Genomic DNA, 17401 nt, shown 5'->3' with positions numbered 1-17401 from the left:
GGCGTCGCCCTATGTCACACATCATCTTTCTGCATGGAGCGTCCAGCAGCGGCAAGTCGACCATTGCCAGGGCGTTGCAGGCCAGAATCGATCAGCCGTTCTGGCACATTTCCATAGATCACCTGCGCGATGCCGGCGTGCTCCCGACGGAACGCTTTCGCACGGGCGAATTCTCCTGGCGCGAAGCGCGGAAAGCATTTTTCGAGGGCTTCCATGGCTCGCTCCGCTCATATGCCGACGCCGGCAACAATCTCATCCTGGAGCATATTCTCGACACGGAAGGTTGGCTGGACATCCTGCGTGGTTTGCTGGCCGCACATGATGTGCTGTTCGTGGCAGTGCATTGTCCCTTGGAGCTTCTGGTCGATCGCGAGATGCAACGTGGTGATCGGCCGCCGGGGAGCGCAAAGCGCGACTTCGAAACGATACACCAGCAAAAGGTCTATGATATCGAGCTCGATACTCGAGATGGCGTGGATTTCAACGTCAGGCGCATCCTGACAGGATGGTGCTCTGGCGGTCGGTCATCGTCATTCTCCGGAACTATGCGAATCTGAGCGCAGAGAATGCGCGTCGAGCACGCCGATTTTGACGGAACCGCGCCGTCATTCCGGGATTTCGCGCCAGCGAAGGACCCGAAACCCATGCACACCTAAACAGATGCGAAGGCTCCTGCGCTCGACGTCTCGTCCGCAACCGTTGCGTTGTCCAGGCGTTGTTGCTCCGCCGCCCATGGCGATGAAACCCGAAAGCGCGAGATCACCATGAGATTGTCCGGCGGCTGCAACTGCGGACAGGTCCGGTACGAAATCGACGGCGAACCCATCCGCGTCGGCATCTGCCATTGCGAGACCTGCCGGAAGGATTCCGGCTCGGCCTTCTCCTATTTCGGCATCTGGCCGAGGGCCAGCGTGACACTGTCGGGCGAACTCGGCTGCTGGCAGAGCCGCGCAGGCGGCGAGCGCTTCTGCCCGCAATGCGGCTCGTCGCTGTTCAGCTGGGCGGAAGGGTCGGGCGAGATCGAGATCAAGCTCGGCACGCTGGACGGCCCTCCCAACGCGCTCGCGCCGGCCTATGAACTCTGGACCATCCGACGCGAGCCGTGGCTGGCGCATCTGAAGGACGCGGAGCAGCACGTGCGAAACGGCGAGGACACAGGCAACTGATGCCGGAGCCCTCGCGCGGGTTGAACACGCTCAGGCGTTCGCCCCGCCATCGACGGTGATGCCCGTCCCCGTAATCTGCCGCCCGCCCGGCCCGGCAAGGAAGGCGACCGCCGCCGCGATATCCTCCGGCTTGCCGAAATGGCCTAGCGCGGACAAGGCCCGCTGGCCGTCGGCCGTCTCTCCGTTCGCCGGGTTCATGTCGGTGTCGGTGGAGCCCGGCTGGACCAGATTGACGGTGATGCCGCTTGGCCCGAGCTCGCGGGCGAGGCCGCGCGTGAAGGAGAGCAGCGCCGATTTGGTCATCGAATAGATCGTGATGCCGCCGAAAGCCACGCGATCGGCGAGGTTGGAGCCGATCGAGACGATGCGGCCGCCCTTCGGCAAATGCGCGATCGCGGCCTGCGAGGCAAGCACGACCGAGCGGATATTGACCGCGAGCAGCGCGTCGATGTCGGCGAGGCTCGCTTCCGCAACCGGGCCGCCCCGGGCGATGCCGGCATTGTTCACGAGGATGTCGAGCCCGCCCAGGCTCTTGGCCGCCTCGTCCACCGAGCGCTTCACCGCCGCCGCATCGGCGCTGTCGGCCTGGATCGCGAAGCCGCGTCGCCCCTTGGCCTCGATGGCGCGCACCACCTCCGCAGCGCGATCCGCGGAGCGCTCATAGGTGATGGCGACGTCCGCGCCTTTTTCCGCCAGGGCCAGGGCAATGGCCGCCCCGATGCCGCGCGACGCGCCGGTGACGAGGGCGCGCTTGCCAGTCAGTTCGCTCATGGTCAGTCCTTTTTGTATCAATCGATACACAAATAGCTAGGAGCGTTGCATCGCCGGGTCAAGGGAATTAAATATCGAACGATGCAGAAAACGGGTGGACCAGATTCCGGGGCTGGAGCGGGGCAGCGGACGCGCGGCCGTCCGCGCGGCTTCGATCGCGATTCGGCGCTCGAAACGGCGACCCGGCTGTTCTGGCGCAAGGGCTATGCCGCGACCTCGGTCTCCGACCTCACCGAGGCCATGGGCATCGGCTCGCCGAGCCTCTATGCCGCCTTCGGCTCCAAGGAAGGCCTCTATGCCGAGGCGCTGCGCCATTACGGCGAGCGCTACGAGGCGCTGGTCTGGGGCAATTTCCGCGCCGCCGCCACAGCGCGCGAGGCCGTCAGGGCCCTGCTGATGGATTCGGCCGCGGCGCTGACCGGCTCCTGCGGCGCGAACGATCCGCTCGGCTGCATGGTGACGCTCTCTGCCGTGGGCAGCGAGGGCCATGCCGAGCTCGGCGAGCGTGTCCGTATGGCGCGGCATGACGGCCTGATGCGGATCGAGGAACGCCTGTCGCGCGCGGTGGCTGAGGGCGAATTGCCTCCGGGCAGCGACGTCGCCGGCCTCGCGCGCCTGTTCGTCGCGGTGCAGGCCGGCATGTCGATCCTGGCGCGCGACGGGGCGAGCCGCGCCGAGCTCGAGGCCGCGGCCCTCCACGCCATGCAGGCTTGGCCAAAACCCTCCGAAGGTTGAGACGCTGCGTTCCGGCTTGCCCGGTCCGATGAAGACGCTACACCAGCCCCATGACCGCGCCCGCCGCCGCCGATCTCCTTGCCTGGTATGACCGCCACCGCCGCGCGCTGCCCTGGCGTGCGGTCGCGGGCGAGCGGGCTGACCCCTACCGCGTCTGGGCCTCCGAGATCATGCTGCAGCAGACCACGGTCACGGCAGTGAAGCCCTATTACGAGCGCTTCATGGCGCGGTTTCCGACCGTCGAGGCGCTTGCCGCGGCGCCATCCGAGGATGTCATGCAGGCCTGGGCCGGGCTCGGCTATTACTCACGCGCCCGCAATCTCCATGCCTGCGCGATCGCCGTGATGGGCGAGCATCGTGGCCGCTTCCCCGACACCGAGGAGGGTTTGCGCGCGCTTCCCGGCATCGGCGCCTATACGGCCGGTGCCGTCGCCGCCATTGCCTTCGATCGGCCGGCGGCGGCGGTCGACGGCAATGTCGAGCGCGTGATGACGCGCCTCTTCGCCATCACCGACGAACTGCCCGGTGCCCGGCCGCTGGTGCGCGAGCGCGTGCTCAACCTGATGCCGCCGGGTCGGCCCGGCGATTTTGCGCAGGCCCTGATGGATCTCGGCGCGACCATCTGCACGCCCCGCAACCCGGCCTGCGGGCTCTGCCCCTGGCGCGAGCCTTGTGTCGCCCGCCGCTCCGGCACACAGGAGAGTTTTCCGCGCAAGGCGCCGAAGAAGGCGGGCGTTATCCGCCACGGCGCGGCCTTCGTGCTGCTGCGGCAGGACGGCGCGCTGCTGCTGCGCACCCGCCCGCCGAAGGGCCTGCTCGGCGGCATGGCGGAGGTGCCGACCAGCGAGTGGCGCGCCGGCTACGAGTTGGACGGTGCCGCGCAGGACGCCCCGTTCGTGACGCGCTGGCACAGGCTGAACCCGCCGGTGCGACACGTCTTCACGCATTTTCCACTGGAGCTGACCGTGTTCCGGGCCGAGGCCCCGGCGGACACCGCCGCCCCGCCCGGCATGCGCTTCACGCCGCGCGAAGACCTGGGCAGGGAGCCCTTTCCGAGCGTGATGCTGAAGGTGCTGGAGACGGCGGGGTTTGGGCCGTCCGGGCGCTGAGCCGGCGTGTTGCTGTCATTGCGAGCGTAAGCGAAGCAATCCAGAGGACGTAGGCTCTACGCCGCCTGGATTGCTTCGTCGCTTGCGCTCCTCGCAATGATGGGATTGGCCCGCCTTTGCCTCAGGCTGCCGTCATCTGCGCGCGAATCTCGCCGCGCAGGTCGTCGAGCAGCGTCAGCCCGGCCGGCCGCTCGACATGCCAGAAGGTCCAGCCATTGCAGCTCGGCAGGCCCTGGACGAGGGCGCCGACCTTGTGGATCGAGCCGACCGCCGGGCCGAGCACGAGCGTGCCGTCGGCGCGGATGACGGCCGTGTGGCGGCGTTTTGCATCGGTGACGGTTTCGCCCGCCTTGACCAGCCCGGCCTCGACCAGGCTGAGGAAGGGCACGCGCGGCTCGCTGCGCTTGGAGGGCGCGGTCGCGAAGGCCTCCGGAGGCAGGGGCTGGATGCCGGCGATGCGCTTGCGCGCCGCCTCGGCATAGGTCGTGTCGCGCTCGATGCCGATGAAGCGCCGGCCCAGCGCCTTGGCGACGGCACCCGTCGTGCCGGTGCCGAAGAACGGATCGAGGATCACGTCGCCGGGATTGCTGGCCGAGAGCATGACGCGGGCCAGCAGGGCTTCCGGCTTCTGCGTCGGATGCACCTTGGTCCCGGCGCCGTCTTTCAGGCGCTCTTCGCCCGTACACAGCGGCAGATACCAGTCGGAGCGCATCTGCAGGTCGTCATTGCCGCCCTTCAGTGCCTCGTAATGGAAGGTGTACTTCGAGCTTTCGCCGCGCGCCGCCCAGATCAGCGTCTCATGCGCGTTGGTGAAGCGCCGGCCGCGGAAGTTCGGCATCGGGTTGGCCTTGCGCCAGACGATGTCGTTCAGCATCCAGAAGCCGAGATCCTGCAGGATCGCGCCGACGCGGAAGATGTTGTGGTAGCTGCCGATGACCCACAGCGCCCCGTCCGGCTTCAGCACGCGGCGCGCGGCGGTGAGCCAGGCGCGGGTGAAGGCGTCGTAATCGGCGAAGGACGAGAACTTGTCCCAGTCGTCGTCGACGGCGTCGACGAGGCTGTCGTCGGGCCGGCGCAGATCGCCGCCGAGCTGGAGATTATAGGGCGGATCGGCGAAGATCAGGTCGACGCTCGCCGCCGGCAGCCGCTCCAGCGCCGCGACGCAGTCGTCGACGATGATCTGGTCGAGCGGAAGTTCGGCAGGAAGACCGATTTGTTCGTGAAGGCTCCTGGCCTTCAGACGGGGAGCCAGCGCAGGCCGTCCGGTACGCGAAACCTGAATCCGGACGGCGGCGCTGGTGGTCCCGGTACGCAGAATACCCATGAGCCCCAAGACCGTTACGCAACTTCAACAGTCGCGATCATGGCGAGTCAGGGTAAAAGCCGGGTTTCCAGGATGAAAAAAATGCGTCTCGTTTTGGGGCTGCAGATTTTGCCCAGGTCCTTGACGGATCAGGCGAATTCCTAACTCCGGGTTAACGGCGTAGCCTTTCCCCAGATTGGCCGCAGCCTGCAGCCGTCGCTTGACCGTTGCGGCGCGGCCGCGCTGCATGTCCGCGATGACGGCGCGGTTTCTCACGGAAACATGGGTCTTTCCGGGCAGGCCGCAGGCCTGGGCCCCGAACCCGGAAGCGACGTGCGTTATCGTTTGGCTCGTGGACAGCGAGCGCCCTTGCCGAAATCCGTATCGGTTCTGGGTTCCGGGCTCTTCGCTGCCCCGAAACCCCGGAAAGACGGCGCGGCTCCGAAAAAAACCAGCTTACTCTAAAAAGCGCTGGCGCTCCGGAAGGCCGGCTCGATGCCGGCGAGCAGCGGCGCCTCCACCGCGCGAAACCAGACGCCTTTCACCGGCGCGAAGCTGTAGCGATGTTCGGGGCAGGGGCCGTGCGCCGTCAAAGCGCTGCGGTGCCGCGCGGTCGCGTAGCCGGCATGGGCGGAGAAGCCATAGGCGGGGTAGCGCTGGCAGAGGCGCGCCATCATCGCGTCCCGCGCCACCTTGGCGACGATCGAGGCCGCCGCGATCGAGGCGATGAGCGCATCGCCGCCGATGATCGCTTCGCATCGGCAGGCCAGTGCCGGCGGGTCGTTGCCGTCGACCAGCACGCTGGCCGGCATGACCGGCAGCGCCGCCACGGCGCGGCGCATCGCCAGCAGCGTCGCCTGCCTTATGTTGATGGTGTCGATCTCGGCCGCGGTCGCGCTGGCGACGCCGACGGCCAGCGCCGATTCGGTGATGAGGGCGAAGAGTTCCTCGCGCCTGGCCGCTGTCAGGTTCTTCGAATCGTCGAGTCCGTCCGGCACCGCATCGGGGTCGAGAATCACGGCGGCGGCCACCACCGGCCCGGCGAGCGGCCCGCGGCCGACCTCGTCGACCCCGGCGAGCGGCCAGAGCCCGTTCGCGATGGCATGCGTCTCACGGCTGAAATGGGCGACCATCGCGGCGTTATGCCGGAGCGGCGAGGAGGAAACCAGACGGTTCCATGCGCTATCCCCGTCATTGCGAGCGTAGCGAAGCAATCCAGAAGGGCGTAGAGCGCTGCCGCCCCTGGATTGCTTCGCTACGCTCGCAATGACGGCTGCGGAGCAAGTCGTCGCTCAAAACAAACTCAACTGCGCCTTGTCCTTCTCCGGCTTGACGAAAAGGTCGTTGCGCAGGCGCGTGCGCGTGCCGTTGAACCCGAGGCGCTCGGCCGCCATCTCGAAGCGCCGGCCGATCATCCAGGCGTAAGGACCGGAGCCGATCTGCCGCTGGCCCCAGGCCGCGTCGTAATCCTTGCCGCCGCGCGTCGAGCGGATCAACGAAACGACATGGCGCAGCTTGTCGGGATGATGCGTCAGCAGCCAGTCCTGCACGAGGTCCTTCACCTCCAGCGGCAGCCGCAGCAGCACATAGCCGGCCTCGCGCGCACCGGCCGCCTTGGCCGCATCGAGGATGCGCTCGATCTCGTGCTCGTTGATGGCGGGGATGATCGGCGCGACCAGCACCGTCACCGGGATGCCGGCCTCCGACAGCCGGCGCACCGTCTCCAGCCGCTTGGCCGGGGAGGCGGCGCGCGGCTCCATGCCCCGCGCGACCTTCGGGTCGAGCGTCGTGATCGAGATCGCGACCTTGGCCAGCCCCTGCGCCGCCATCGGCGCCAGGATGTCGATGTCGCGCTGCACCAGCGCCGACTTGGTCACGATGCCGACCGGATGGTTGAAGCGCTGCAGCACTTCCAGGATCTGGCGCATGATCCGGAGCTTGCGCTCGATCGGCTGATAGGCGTCGGTGTTGGTGCCGATCGCGATGGTGCGCGGCTGGTAGGACGCCGCCGACAGCTCCTTCTCCAGCAGGAGCGCGGCGTCGGGCTTGGCGGTCAGCCTGCTTTCGAAGTCGAGCCCCGGCGACAGGCCGAGATAGGCGTGGCTCGGCCGCGCGAAGCAGTAGACGCAGCCATGCTCGCAGCCGCGATAGGGATTGATCGAGCGGTCGAACGAGATATCCGGGGAATCGTTCCTGGTAATGATGGTGCGCGGCTTCTCGACCGAGACCTCGGTCTTGAACGGCGCCAGCTCGCCGAGCGAACCCCAGCCGTCATCCTCCTCGATGCGCTGCTCGGCCTCGTAGCGCCCGCCCGGATTGAGCGTCGCGCCGCGCCCGCGCCGCCGCTCGGGGTCGATGCGGCTGCCGACATGGGCCAGCGGGTCGGCCGGCGCGATGCGGGCGGAAGCCGACATCGCCGCGCTGTCCGTTCGCTTCAGGTCCTGCCGTTTCAGGTCCTGCCGCTTCGGCGGCTGTGCCGGAAGAGGCCGCAAGGCGGGGCTGCTCTGGCGCATGGCTCGAAAAACCATCTCTGGAGCCACCGGGAATCGGCAGCCTCGATGCTGTTCAATGTGAACATATAGAGAACGAATTGCAAGCGGCGGGATTGCGGCCGCCTGCGCCGCCCCATAAGGAATGGCCGATGCTCACGGCGGTGATACGGGTCGATCTCTCGGCGGAGGCGCTTGCCGCCACCTTCTCCGTCCTGATCCCGGCGGTCGCAGAAGGCTTCCTCGGCCATGCCGTCGTGATCGATGCCACGGGCCTGCCCGAGATCGAGCGGATGGCCGATGCGACAGGTGCGAGCTATCTGCGCGCCGGCAGCGCCGGCGACTGGCATCTCGGCGCCGCGCAGGCGCGTGGCGACTGGCTCTTCCTGCTTGCGGCGGGCGATGTTCCGCAGGCGCATTGGCCGCAGGCGGTCGAGCGTCATTTGATCCTTTCGGCCGATGCCCCGGCCCTGGTTCCGCTGCGCGGCATCGTCGGCTCCCTGCGCGAGCGCGCCAGCCTCGCCTTCGGGCCCCGCGGCCTGCGGCCGGGGCTGGTGGTGCCGAAGCGCCAGGTCATGGCGGGGCGTCTGGATGCGGCGCCGCGTCGCCTGGCAGCGCGCCGCGAACGGGCGGCGCACTGAGCGGCAGCGCCGCAAAGACGATGTACTGCGTCGTCAACTTCACCTTTCGGCCCCGAGGGCCGGCAACGCGGGAGAGCGAAGATGGAAATCAAGCGGAGCGGCTCGCAGCCTTCGGGAAAAGGCCCGGCGGAGTATTTCACTGGCGCGGTGCGGATCGATCCGCTGTTCAACCCGCCCGAGCCGGCGCGGATCGCAACCGCGCTCGTCACCTTCGAGCCCGGCGCCCGCACGGCCTGGCATACCCACCCGCTCGGCCAGACGCTGATCGTCACCGCCGGCTGCGGCTGGGCGCAGCGCGAGGGCGGGCCGGTGGAGGAGATCCGCGCGGGCGACGTCGTCTGGTTCCCGCCCGGCGAGAAGCATTGGCATGGCGCCACGGCGACGACGGCGATGACCCACATCGCGCTTCAGGAGAAGCTGGACGGCTCCGCCGTGGACTGGCTGGAGCATGTCGGCGACGCGGATTACCGCCGCTGAGGCGCGACTGCTTCTTTCAAGATGGGGCGGGTCGAGATGTCGAAGTATCCTGCGGTCAGATCTGCTGCGCCCTGAACGTATCGCAGCTCTGCATCGAGCCCGTCCGGAATCCGGTGTTGAACCAGCGCTGTCGCTGCGCCGAGGAGCCGTGGGTGAAGGAGTCCGGCACGACCTGTCCGCGCGAGGCCTTCTGCAGCATGTCGTCGCCGATCGCGGCGGCGGTCCGCATCGCCTCTTCGATGTCGCCCTGGTCGATGCGCCCCATCGCCTGGATGTTGTGGGCCCAGACGCCGGCGAAGCAGTCCGCCTGAAGCTCGATCCGCACCGAGATCGCATTGGCTTCGCGCTCCGAGGAGCGCTCGCGCAGCTGGTTGGCCTTGGGCAGGATGCCGAGCAGGTTCTGGATGTGGTGGCCGACCTCGTGGCCGATGACATAGGCATAGGCGAAGTCGCCGCCGCCGCCGAGCTTGCGCTGCATCTCCTGGAAGAAGGAGAGGTCGAGATAGACGCGCTTGTCCGGCGGGCAATAGAACGGTCCCATCGCGGCCTGGGCGGTGCCGCAGGCCGAGCGGTCGACGCCGGAGAACAGCACCAGCCGCGGCGGCTCGTAGCGACGGTTGGCCTGCTGCGGCAGGATCTTGGTCCAGACGTCCTCGTTCTGCGCCAGCACGGCCGAGACGAAGCGGCCCATCTCGTCCTGCGGTGGCCCGGACGATTTGCGCGTCTCCTCGGTGGGGGCGCCGCGCCCGCCGATCCCGCCGATCAGCTCGGCCCCGCCGATCAGCAGGCGCGGATCGATGCCGAGCGCCCAGCCGACCAGGCCGAGCACGACGATTGTGCCGATGCCGAGCCCGCCGCGCCCGCCTGGAAGCCCGGCGAAATCGCCGCCGCCGCCGCGCCGGTCCTCGAGATTGTCGGACTGGCGATAATCTTCCCACTGCATGGCGCAGCCCCCGTGGACCATAGCCCGGCGCGCGCATCCTTCCGGACGCGGCGTGACGGCGATCTCATTGTTTCAGCATCGGATTGATCCGAAAAGTGAATTCCGCCTTCCGGTCCGATGCTCCAGCGCAATCTCATCGAGAGAGGGCAGGAACTCAAGCCGTCATTCAACCGGCCTCGGGTTCGGCGGTTCCGGCCGCCGCCGCCCCGTCGAGCGCCGCCTTCAGCGCGCGCATGTCGCGCCAGGCGAGCCGCTTGTCGAGCGGGCGGCGCAGCAGATAGGCCGGGTGCAGCGTGGCGATCGCGCGGATGCGCCGCGAGCCGGTGTCGTACTCGACCCATTTGCCACGCGAGGCCATGATTCCCTTGAAGCCGAGCAGCCCCTGGGCCGAGGGCGCGCCGACGCAGACGAGGATGTCAGGCGAGGCGAGCTCGATCTGGCGCTGGATGAAGGGCAGGCAGATCGCCACTTCCTGCGGCGTCGGCGTCCGGTTGCCCGGCGGCCGCCAGGGCAGGAGGTTGGCGATGTAGACGTCGTCCTTGCGGCTGAGCCCGATCGCCGCCAGCATCCGGTCGAGCAATTGTCCGGAAGGTCCGACGAAGGGCAGGCCGGCGCGATCCTCGTCGGCGCCAGGCGCCTCGCCGACGATCATCACCTTGCCGGCCGGATTGCCGTCGGCAAAGACGAGGCTCTTCGCGGTCGCCTTCAGCGCGCAGCCGTCGAAACGGCCGAGCGCCTCCTTGAGTTGGTCGAGCGTCAGCGCCTCCTGCGCCAGGGCCTTGGCACTCAGCGTCGCGTCGTCGGGGGCCGTGGCGGCTGCGGCATTCGGGCGCGCCACGGCGGCTGCGCCCTGTCCGGCGCGCGGCGGCAGCGTCCGCCGCAGGCGCGAAGCATCGGGCGCGGCCTGCGCAGCAGCGAAATGGTCATGCGGCGTCTCGTCCAGCGCCTCGGTGATGCCCATTTCGGCATACCAGGCGACAAGCTCGGCGGGATCGGGCGCTGCGGTCAGGGACATCGCCTGTGTCTATCATGGCCGGGTGGAGCTTCGCGAGCCCCGGGATTCGCACCCGGCCTATGCAGCCCTGATTCTGGGGAGCCGGCCTGAAACCCACCGGGTGATCCCGAGGGCTTGGTCCGCCACCATCTCCGCGCCGTCTTCCCGGAGCGGCGTGTCTTTGCTGCTTGTCCAGGATGATGCCGAGGAGGTGAGCGCGGGCGGAGACATGAGGCCAGACCGCGTGCGGCTTCGGCGGCCGACACGGTTGCAAATTGGAACTCACGCTTGGATAGAGGGGTTCCAGACTGCCGGGCCGGCCGCCTTGAACGGGCAGCCAAGACGGTTCATATGTAAACTAATTGGCTTTGAGGCCCGGCTCGGGCCTTCGGAGGACGGGATGGATCTCGAACAGGCGCAGGCCGAACCGCGCGAGAGCATGGACTACGACGTCGTCATCGTGGGCGCCGGTCCGGCAGGGCTCGCCGCGGCGATCCGCCTGAAGCAGCTCGACGAGAACCTCACCGTCGTCGTGGTCGAGAAGGGCGCGGAGGTCGGCGCGCATATCCTGTCGGGCGCGGTGATCGACCCCATCGGCCTCGACAGGCTGCTGCCCGACTGGCGCGAGGATCCCGAGCGCCCGCTGACCACGGAGGTCAGCGAGGACCTCTTCTACTTCCTGACCGGGCCCAACGGCATCCGCCTGCCGAATTTCGGCATGCCGAAGCTGATGAACAACCACGGCAATTTCGTCGGCTCGCTCGGGCTGGTGACGAAGTTCCTCGCCGCCCGCGCCGAGGCGCTCGGCGTCGAGATCTATCCGGGCTTCGCCGCCGCGGAACTGCTCTTCAACGAGGACGGCTCGGTCGCCGGCATCGCCACCGGCGACATGGGCATCGCCAGGGACGGCACGGTTTCCGACCGCTTCACCCGCGGCATGGAGCTGCGCGGCCGCTACACGCTGCTGGGCGAGGGCGCGCGCGGGTCTCTCTCCAAGATCGCGATCCGCAAGTTCGGCCTCGACGCGAACCGCGAGCCCCAGAAATACGGGATCGGCCTGAAGGAGATCTGGCAGGTCAAGCCGGAGAAATTCCACAAGGGCCGCGTGCAGCACTCCTTCGGCTGGCCGCTCGACAACTCCACCGGCGGCGGCTCCTTCCTCTACCATTTCGACGACAACCTGGTCTCGGTCGGCTTCGTCATCCACCTCAACTACAGCAACCCGACGCTCTCGCCCTTCGACGAGTTCCAGCGCTTCAAGACCCATCCGTTGATCCGCGACACCTTCGAGGGCGCCAAGCGCCTCTCCTACGGCTCCCGCGCCATCACAGAAGGCGGCTGGCAGTCGGTCCCGAAGCTGACTTTCGCGGGCGGCGCGCTGATCGGCTGCGCTGCGGGCTTCGTCAACGTTCCTCGCATCAAGGGCAGCCACAACGCTGTGCTTTCCGGCATGCTGGCGGCCGAGAAGCTGGTGCCGGCGCTTGCCGCCGGGCGCTCGCATGACGAGGTCGTCGAGATCGAGACCAGCTGGCGCGACAGCGCCATCGGCGCCGATCTCAAGCCGGTGCGCAATGTCAAGCCGCTCTGGTCGAAATGGGGCACCTTCGCCGGCATCGCGCTCGGCGGCATCGACATGTGGTTGAACCAGCTCTTCGGCTGGTCGCCTTTCGGCACGCTCAAGCATGGCAAGCCGGACCATGCGACGCTGAAGCCGCTCGCCGAGGTCACGCCGATCGTCTACCCGAAGCCCGATGGCAAGCTGTCCTTCGACAAGCTGTCGTCGGTCTTCCTCTCCTCGACCAATCACGAGGAAGACCAGCCGGCGCATCTGAAGCTCACCGACCCGTCGATCCCGATCGAGAAGAACCTGCCGCTCTACGGCGAGCCGGCGCGGCTCTACTGCCCGGCCGGCGTCTACGAAGTGGTCTACAAGGACCCCGAGGCGAAGACCGAGCCGCGCTTCGTGATTAACGCGCAGAACTGCGTCCACTGCAAGACCTGCGACATCAAGGACCCGGCCCAGAACATCACCTGGACCGTGCCCGAAGGCGGTGGCGGCCCGGGCTACGCGAATATGTGAGAAGCGGGCTTCGTTCCCTCCGCAGCCGTCGCGCAGCGTTTCCCGTCATTGCGAGGAGGCGCGGCCGACGAAGCAACGCAGGGGGACGCAGAGCTCTACGCCCCCCTGGATTGCTTCGCTTCGCTCGCAAAGACGGTGAGCGCGAACACGGCTCAAAAAAAGGGGCGCGCCGCTGCCGGCGCGCCCCTTTTCCGTGGCGCCCGCGGCTGCGGGCGAGAGGCCGCTCAGCCCTTGCGGATCACCGGCGCAGGGGTCGGCTTCTCAGGCTGGGCGCAGCCGGCCGCGAAGCCCGCAAGCAGAGCGACGGCGGCGACGCTAAGAACGATCTTCTTCATTGGAACAATCCTATACGAATCGCCTTGCAACCTCTGCTAGGCGAAGCATCGTAGCGTCGAAAACATGGATGCACCGCTAACGAATTCTTGGTGACGCTGCGGTGCTGCCTGTTTCCCGGCACTGTTGCATCGCCGCTACGACCATCCTGCATTTCGACGGGGAGCGGCTTGCCGCCCTGCCTGGAAAGAGCCATCTTGCGAGTCTAGGCGCAACGGTCACGGTCGCACTGAAGACCGCGTCTCCCGCCGCTTGGCGAGGCGGCGGACCGAGGGAGAATGGCAGTCGTGGTATTTGGAATGAAGAGCCGTGGTCGCGTCACGACGGCTGCCTTGGCGTTGCTGCTGGCCCTGCCTGTCGCGGCGGCAGCACAGGGCGCGACGCCGCGCGCGAACGAGCAGTTGGAGCCCGCCGAGAGCCTCGAGGGCAATTATCTCGCCGCTATCGTCGCAGGCGCCGGGCGCGATCTCGGCGCGGCCTCGGTCTATCTCCGCGAGGCGATCAAGGCCGATCCGCAGAACAACGACCTCCTCGAGCGCGCCTTCGTCGCCTTCCTGGCCGACGGCGCGATGCCGGACGCCTTTCGCGCCGCCGACAAGCTGATCCAGCGCGATCCGAGCAATGGGCTGGCGCAGCTCGCCGTCGGCATCCGCGCGCTCAAGCAGAAGAGTTATGCGACGGCCCGCAACCATCTCCAGCGCGGCGGGCGCGGCCGGGCGGCCGACATCACCGCGACGCTGCTCGCGGCCTGGTCCTTCCTCGGTTCCAACCAGACGAATCGCGCCATCGAGACGCTGGAGCGGCTGCGCGGCGAGCCCTCCTACAACCTCTTCCGTGATTACCATGCCGGGTTGATCCTCGATGCCGCCGGCCGCAAGGCCGATGCCGAGAAGCGCCTCAAGAGCGCCTATGAGTCCGAGAAGACGACCCTGCGCCTGGTCGATCTCTGGGCGCGCATGCAGGCGCGCAACGGCGATTTCGAGGGCGCTGCCGCGACCTTCAGCGAGTTTGACCGGCTGCTGCCGAACCACCCGATCGTGCGCGACGGCCTCGCCAAGGTCGCCGCCAAGGAGGCGCCGACCCGTCAGGTCGCAACCGCCCAGCAGGGTGCTGCCGAAGTGCTCTACGGGCTCGCCAGCGCCGGCAACCGCCAGGGCGACGAGGCGGCGGCGCTGCTCTATCTGCGGCTCGCGATCTATCTCGACCCGAATCACGACCTCGCGATCCTGACGCTGGGCGACATTCTCGAACGCGCCCGCCAGCCGGAGGATGCGGTCGCCGTCTACGAGAAGATGCCGGCCGCCTCGCCGCTGCGTCCCAACGCCGAGATCCAGGCCGGCCTCGCGCTCGAGAACCTCGGCAAGTCCGAGGAGGCGGTGAAGCACCTCAAGGACCTGATCGCCAGCCGGCCGGACGATGTCGACGCGCTCTCGGCGCTCGGCAACGTCTATCGCTCGCGCAAGCTCTTCCAGGAGGCGGCCGAGACCTACGACAAGGCCATCGCCAAGATCGCCTCGCCCGGCCGCGCCAACTGGGATCTGTTCTATTTCCGCGGCATCGCCCGCGAGCGCACCAAGCGCTGGGCCGAGGCCGAGGAGGATCTGCGCAAGGCGCTCGAGCTGCTGCCCGAGGCGCTCGGCCGCGAGCGGGCGCTGGTGCTGAACTATCTCGGCTATTCGCTGGTCGACCAGCATCTCAAGCTCGACGAGGCGCTCGGCATGCTGCGCCGCGCCGTCGAGCTGCGGCCGCGCGACGGTTACATTACCGATTCGCTTGGCTGGGCCTATTACCGCCTCGGCCGCTACGACGAGGCGACGCGCGAGCTGGAGCGGGCCATGGAGCTGCGCCCCTCCGACCCGGTGATCAACGACCATCTCGGCGACGTCTACTGGAAGACCGGGCGCAAGCTCGAAGCGGGCTTCCAGTGGAACCACGCCCGCGACCTCAATCCCGAGCCCGAGGATCTGGCCAAGATCAAGCGCAAGATCGAGCGCGGCATGGAAGACGGCCCATCCGCCAATGCGGTCGAGCCCAAGGAAGAGACCGGACCGAAGCAGGATGGCGGCTGAGGCCCCTTCGCTGCCTTCGTCGCCTCGCCATTACTTCCGCCCGTCATTCCGGGGCTTCGCGCCAGCGAAGAGCCCGGAACCCAGGACCGATGAGGTTGCTCTGAAATGCCCGCAGTCCCGTCATTGCGAGCGCAGCGAAGCAACGACGGGAAGTGCAGATCGACGCGATCGCAAGCTGCCTGAGGCCGGGGCGGCTCTTCCAGCATGAAGCAGAATTAGCGTGCCCGCCCTGCTGACGACCCGCGCCCGCGCCAAGATCAACCTGACGCTGCGCGTCCTCGGCCGGCGCGCCGACGGCTATCACGAGCTAGACAGCCTGGTCGCCTTCGCCGGCGTCGGCGATGCGCTCTCGCTCGAAGCGGGGGCCGAGCTCTCGCTGACGCTCAGCGGGCCTCGAGGGCAGGGCCTCCCCGTCGATGACGGCAATCTCGTGCTCCGCGCCGCGCGCATGCTCGCCGGCGAGGTTGCGGGAAGGGGCGCTGCGCTCCGGATGGGCCGCTTCCATCTGGTCAAGCGGTTGCCGGTCGCGTCCGGCATCGGCGGCGGGTCGGCCGATGCGGCGGGGGCGCTGCGCCTGCTCGCGCGGCTGAACGGGCTTGCGCCCGACGACCCGGCGCTGCTGCGCGCGGCGGCACGGATCGGCGCCGACGTGCCGGTCTGCCTCGATTCGCGCGCCCGCGTCATGGCCGGTATCGGCGAGAGGCTGGGGCCGGCCCTGAAGCTGCCGCCGCTTTTCGCGCTGCTGGTCAATCCCGGCGTGCCGGTCGAGACGGTGGCGGTGTTCAGGGCGCTCGGTCTTCAGGCCGGGCAGGCGGGGCCGGGGGCGGGGGGAGAGGCTCCAGCCGTCGCCGACAGCGCCGCCGGCCTGATCGCGACGCTTGCCGTCAGCGGCAACGACCTTGAAGCACCTGCCCGCCAGGTCGCGCCGATCGTCGATAGCGTGCTCGCCGAGCTGCGCGCGCTGCCGGGCTGCCGGCTCGCCCGGATGTCGGGCTCCGGCGCGACCTGCTTCGCCCTCTTCGACGACTGCCGCACGAGCGCCGCCGCGGGCAGGGCGCTCCGCCGGCTGCGGCCCGACTGGTGGATCAAGGCGACGCTGCTGCGTTGACGTCCGCCGAGATCGCTTGCGAAACACCACGTCATCCCGGACAGGCTGCATCCGGTACCGAGGCATGCGCAACAGGCACAGGCTTCCAGCGGAACCGCGCCGCCATTCCTGGGCAGGCCGCAGGCCGGAGTTCCGAACCTCAGAACCAATGCCTTTCATCGCATGGCTCATGGACAGCGCGCGCTCGTCGCAAAGGGGCATCGGTTCTGGGCTGCGCGCTCTTCGCTGACGCGAAGCCCCGGACAGACGACGTGTTGACCAGCAGGCTCATCCGTATCTGTAGAAGATGTGCCGGCCGATCACGTCCATCTTCTTCAGCTTCTTGGCCCAGTGAGGATGGACGTAGTCGGCATGGTAATGCGTCGAGGCGCCGACATCCTCGAGATAGATCTTGCCCTCATAGACCTCGCGCGCGATCCGCTCGGCCAGCTGCCATGGCTCGGGCTCTGTAATGCGCAGAGACTTGCCCTCGCAGGCGAAGGTGAACTGGCAGGCGAGCTTGCGGTGGCGGTTCTGGTAGACGACGCCGCAGACGGTGTCCGGATAGCGCCCGCTCATGACGCGGTTGAGCACGACCTGGGCTACGGCGGCCTGCCCGTCCTCCCCTTCCGAACGGGCCTCGAAATAGACCGCCTCGGCCAGGCAGCGCTGCTCCTGCGCGCGCTTCTCGGGCTTGATCAGCCCGGCATAGATCTGTTGCGGCTCCGGCGGGGGCTCGCGCGATTCCGGCCAGGCGAGCGGCGTCAGCGCGGCGATGATGGTGCGGTGGCTGATAGGCGTCACCGAGCGCCGGGCGGGCACGGAAATCGGCGGCGTCGCTCCCTCGCTGTTCTGCAGGCGCGCGCTCCGGGGCGGCGACGCCTCGGACGGGCCAGCGTCGCCGTCCGTGCGGGGGGCCAGGTGGAGCGCGAAGCGGCCGGAGATCAGGCCGGACCAGTCGTCGGGCTCGTCGACCCGGATCTCGTCGCCATCGGTGGCGTTCAGGTGAACGGGCTCGATGCCGATGCGCTGCGTATCGCTGTCGCTCCCGAGAGATGCCTCGGAATGGATGGGCAAGGTGGTTGGCGTGATATGGGCCGGCGGCACGACGAAAGCCGTGAGCGCGAGCAGCGCCGCAAGGGCGATGCGCGTCATGGGGTCTACTCCGGGGAAGGGTCAAGCCTGGCCTTCGCGGCGCCGGGCG

17 protein-coding genes are annotated in these 17401 nt (G+C 68.3%); 9 read left to right on the top strand and 8 right to left on the bottom strand.

The window, feature by feature from the left end:
- The first annotated feature begins 11 nt into the window (after positions 1-11).
- Together ASE63_RS02075 and ASE63_RS02070 are read left to right on the top strand one after the other, a co-directional pair.
- Entirely contained in the window at positions 12-557 is a 546-nt protein-coding gene (locus tag ASE63_RS02075; protein ID WP_056795691.1) for an AAA family ATPase, read from the top strand.
- A 207-nt stretch (positions 558-764) separates the two neighbouring features.
- Entirely contained in the window at positions 765-1166 is a 402-nt protein-coding gene (locus tag ASE63_RS02070) for a GFA family protein (protein WP_056795688.1), read from the top strand.
- A gap of 30 nt (positions 1167-1196) precedes the next feature.
- Here ASE63_RS02070 and ASE63_RS02065 read toward each other — a convergent pair whose 3' ends face one another.
- Positions 1197-1937 carry an SDR family oxidoreductase gene (locus ASE63_RS02065; RefSeq protein WP_056795686.1) on the bottom strand — a complete coding sequence of 247 codons (741 nt, stop codon included), beginning with the start codon at positions 1935-1937 and terminating at the stop codon, positions 1197-1199.
- An 81-nt stretch (positions 1938-2018) separates the two neighbouring features.
- Here ASE63_RS02065 and ASE63_RS02060 point away from each other — a divergent pair, with 81 nt between their 5' ends.
- Positions 2019-2672, top strand: coding sequence for a TetR/AcrR family transcriptional regulator (locus ASE63_RS02060; protein ID WP_056795683.1), 654 nt, complete (start codon positions 2019-2021; stop codon positions 2670-2672).
- 50 nt (positions 2673-2722) lie between these two features.
- A complete protein-coding gene (mutY, locus tag ASE63_RS02055; RefSeq protein WP_056795680.1) occupies positions 2723-3781 on the top strand; it encodes an A/G-specific adenine glycosylase in 1059 nt (352 codons plus the stop codon).
- Positions 3782-3902: 121 nt separating this feature from the next.
- Here mutY and ASE63_RS02050 read toward each other — a convergent pair whose 3' ends face one another.
- From ASE63_RS02050 to ASE63_RS02040, 4 genes are all read right to left on the bottom strand, one after another.
- Entirely contained in the window at positions 3903-5105 is a 1203-nt protein-coding gene (locus ASE63_RS02050) for a site-specific DNA-methyltransferase (protein WP_056795677.1), read from the bottom strand.
- 24 nt (positions 5106-5129) lie between these two features.
- Positions 5130-5360, bottom strand: a complete 231-nt coding sequence (locus tag ASE63_RS27040; protein ID WP_156410142.1) for a hypothetical protein — start codon at positions 5358-5360, stop codon at positions 5130-5132.
- A 185-nt stretch (positions 5361-5545) separates the two neighbouring features.
- On the bottom strand, positions 5546-6217 hold the full coding sequence (locus ASE63_RS02045) for a ribonuclease HII (protein ID WP_082609568.1): 672 nt from the start codon (positions 6215-6217) through the stop codon (positions 5546-5548).
- 159 nt (positions 6218-6376) lie between these two features.
- Positions 6377-7498 (bottom strand): PA0069 family radical SAM protein, encoded by a 1122-nt coding sequence (locus tag ASE63_RS02040; protein WP_082609626.1) that lies wholly within the window; start codon positions 7496-7498, stop codon positions 6377-6379.
- 227 nt (positions 7499-7725) lie between these two features.
- On the opposite strand from ASE63_RS02040, the gene ASE63_RS02035 reads away from it, so the two are divergent.
- Together ASE63_RS02035 and ASE63_RS02030 are read left to right on the top strand one after the other, a co-directional pair.
- Positions 7726-8214: a hypothetical protein gene (locus ASE63_RS02035; RefSeq protein WP_056795671.1), complete on the top strand. Its 489-nt coding sequence runs from the start codon at positions 7726-7728 to the stop codon at positions 8212-8214.
- Between the two features lie 81 nt (positions 8215-8295).
- Positions 8296-8691, top strand: coding sequence for a cupin domain-containing protein (locus tag ASE63_RS02030; protein WP_056795668.1), 396 nt, complete (start codon positions 8296-8298; stop codon positions 8689-8691).
- A gap of 55 nt (positions 8692-8746) precedes the next feature.
- Here the strand turns inward: ASE63_RS02030 and ASE63_RS02025 are convergent, their stop codons facing one another.
- Both ASE63_RS02025 and ASE63_RS02020 read right to left on the bottom strand, forming a co-directional pair.
- On the bottom strand, positions 8747-9634 hold the full coding sequence (locus ASE63_RS02025; RefSeq protein ID WP_056795664.1) for a neutral zinc metallopeptidase: 888 nt from the start codon (positions 9632-9634) through the stop codon (positions 8747-8749).
- Positions 9635-9800: 166 nt separating this feature from the next.
- Positions 9801-10649 (bottom strand): uracil-DNA glycosylase, encoded by an 849-nt coding sequence (locus ASE63_RS02020; protein WP_056795660.1) that lies wholly within the window; start codon positions 10647-10649, stop codon positions 9801-9803.
- Between the two features lie 379 nt (positions 10650-11028).
- On the opposite strand from ASE63_RS02020, the gene ASE63_RS02015 reads away from it, so the two are divergent.
- The 3 genes from ASE63_RS02015 (at position 11029) to ASE63_RS02005 (ending at position 16218) form a co-directional block, all read left to right on the top strand.
- Positions 11029-12708, top strand: coding sequence for an electron transfer flavoprotein-ubiquinone oxidoreductase (locus ASE63_RS02015; RefSeq protein WP_056795657.1), 1680 nt, complete (start codon positions 11029-11031; stop codon positions 12706-12708).
- 632 nt (positions 12709-13340) lie between these two features.
- A complete protein-coding gene (locus ASE63_RS02010; protein ID WP_244491238.1) occupies positions 13341-15110 on the top strand; it encodes a tetratricopeptide repeat protein in 1770 nt (589 codons plus the stop codon).
- A 220-nt stretch (positions 15111-15330) separates the two neighbouring features.
- Positions 15331-16218, top strand: a complete 888-nt coding sequence (locus ASE63_RS02005; RefSeq protein ID WP_056795655.1) for a 4-(cytidine 5'-diphospho)-2-C-methyl-D-erythritol kinase — start codon at positions 15331-15333, stop codon at positions 16216-16218.
- Between the two features lie 267 nt (positions 16219-16485).
- On the opposite strand, the gene ASE63_RS26345 is transcribed toward ASE63_RS02005, so the two are convergent.
- Positions 16486-17352 carry a cell wall hydrolase gene (locus tag ASE63_RS26345; protein ID WP_082609567.1) on the bottom strand — a complete coding sequence of 289 codons (867 nt, stop codon included), beginning with the start codon at positions 17350-17352 and terminating at the stop codon, positions 16486-16488.
- Positions 17353-17401: the final 49 nt, after the last annotated feature.

Source organism: Allobosea sp. Root381, from assembly GCF_001429395.1.
In the GTDB taxonomy this organism is placed as follows: domain Bacteria; phylum Pseudomonadota; class Alphaproteobacteria; order Rhizobiales; family Beijerinckiaceae; genus Allobosea.
The sequence above is the reverse complement of the archived record's forward strand: the minus strand, read 5'-3'. Positions and strand labels throughout refer to the sequence as shown.

Coding starts and splice junctions, on each gene's coding strand:
- ASE63_RS02035 (WP_056795671.1), top strand. CDS start 7,726: ATGCTCACGGCGGTGATACGGGTCGATCTCTCGGCGGAGGCGCTTGCC.
- ASE63_RS26345 (WP_082609567.1), bottom strand. CDS start 17,352: ATGACGCGCATCGCCCTTGCGGCGCTGCTCGCGCTCACGGCTTTCGTC.
- ASE63_RS02070 (WP_056795688.1), top strand. CDS start 765: ATGAGATTGTCCGGCGGCTGCAACTGCGGACAGGTCCGGTACGAAATC.
- ASE63_RS02045 (WP_082609568.1), bottom strand. CDS start 6,217: ATGGTCGCCCATTTCAGCCGTGAGACGCATGCCATCGCGAACGGGCTC.
- ASE63_RS02075 (WP_056795691.1), top strand. CDS start 12: ATGTCACACATCATCTTTCTGCATGGAGCGTCCAGCAGCGGCAAGTCG.
- mutY (WP_056795680.1), top strand. CDS start 2,723: ATGACCGCGCCCGCCGCCGCCGATCTCCTTGCCTGGTATGACCGCCAC.
- ASE63_RS02030 (WP_056795668.1), top strand. CDS start 8,296: ATGGAAATCAAGCGGAGCGGCTCGCAGCCTTCGGGAAAAGGCCCGGCG.
- ASE63_RS02015 (WP_056795657.1), top strand. CDS start 11,029: ATGGATCTCGAACAGGCGCAGGCCGAACCGCGCGAGAGCATGGACTAC.
- ASE63_RS02010 (WP_244491238.1), top strand. CDS start 13,341: ATGAAGAGCCGTGGTCGCGTCACGACGGCTGCCTTGGCGTTGCTGCTG.
- ASE63_RS02065 (WP_056795686.1), bottom strand. CDS start 1,937: ATGAGCGAACTGACTGGCAAGCGCGCCCTCGTCACCGGCGCGTCGCGC.
- ASE63_RS02025 (WP_056795664.1), bottom strand. CDS start 9,634: ATGCAGTGGGAAGATTATCGCCAGTCCGACAATCTCGAGGACCGGCGC.
- ASE63_RS02050 (WP_056795677.1), bottom strand. CDS start 5,105: ATGGGTATTCTGCGTACCGGGACCACCAGCGCCGCCGTCCGGATTCAG.
- ASE63_RS02040 (WP_082609626.1), bottom strand. CDS start 7,498: ATGTCGGCTTCCGCCCGCATCGCGCCGGCCGACCCGCTGGCCCATGTC.
- ASE63_RS02060 (WP_056795683.1), top strand. CDS start 2,019: ATGCAGAAAACGGGTGGACCAGATTCCGGGGCTGGAGCGGGGCAGCGG.
- ASE63_RS02020 (WP_056795660.1), bottom strand. CDS start 10,649: ATGTCCCTGACCGCAGCGCCCGATCCCGCCGAGCTTGTCGCCTGGTAT.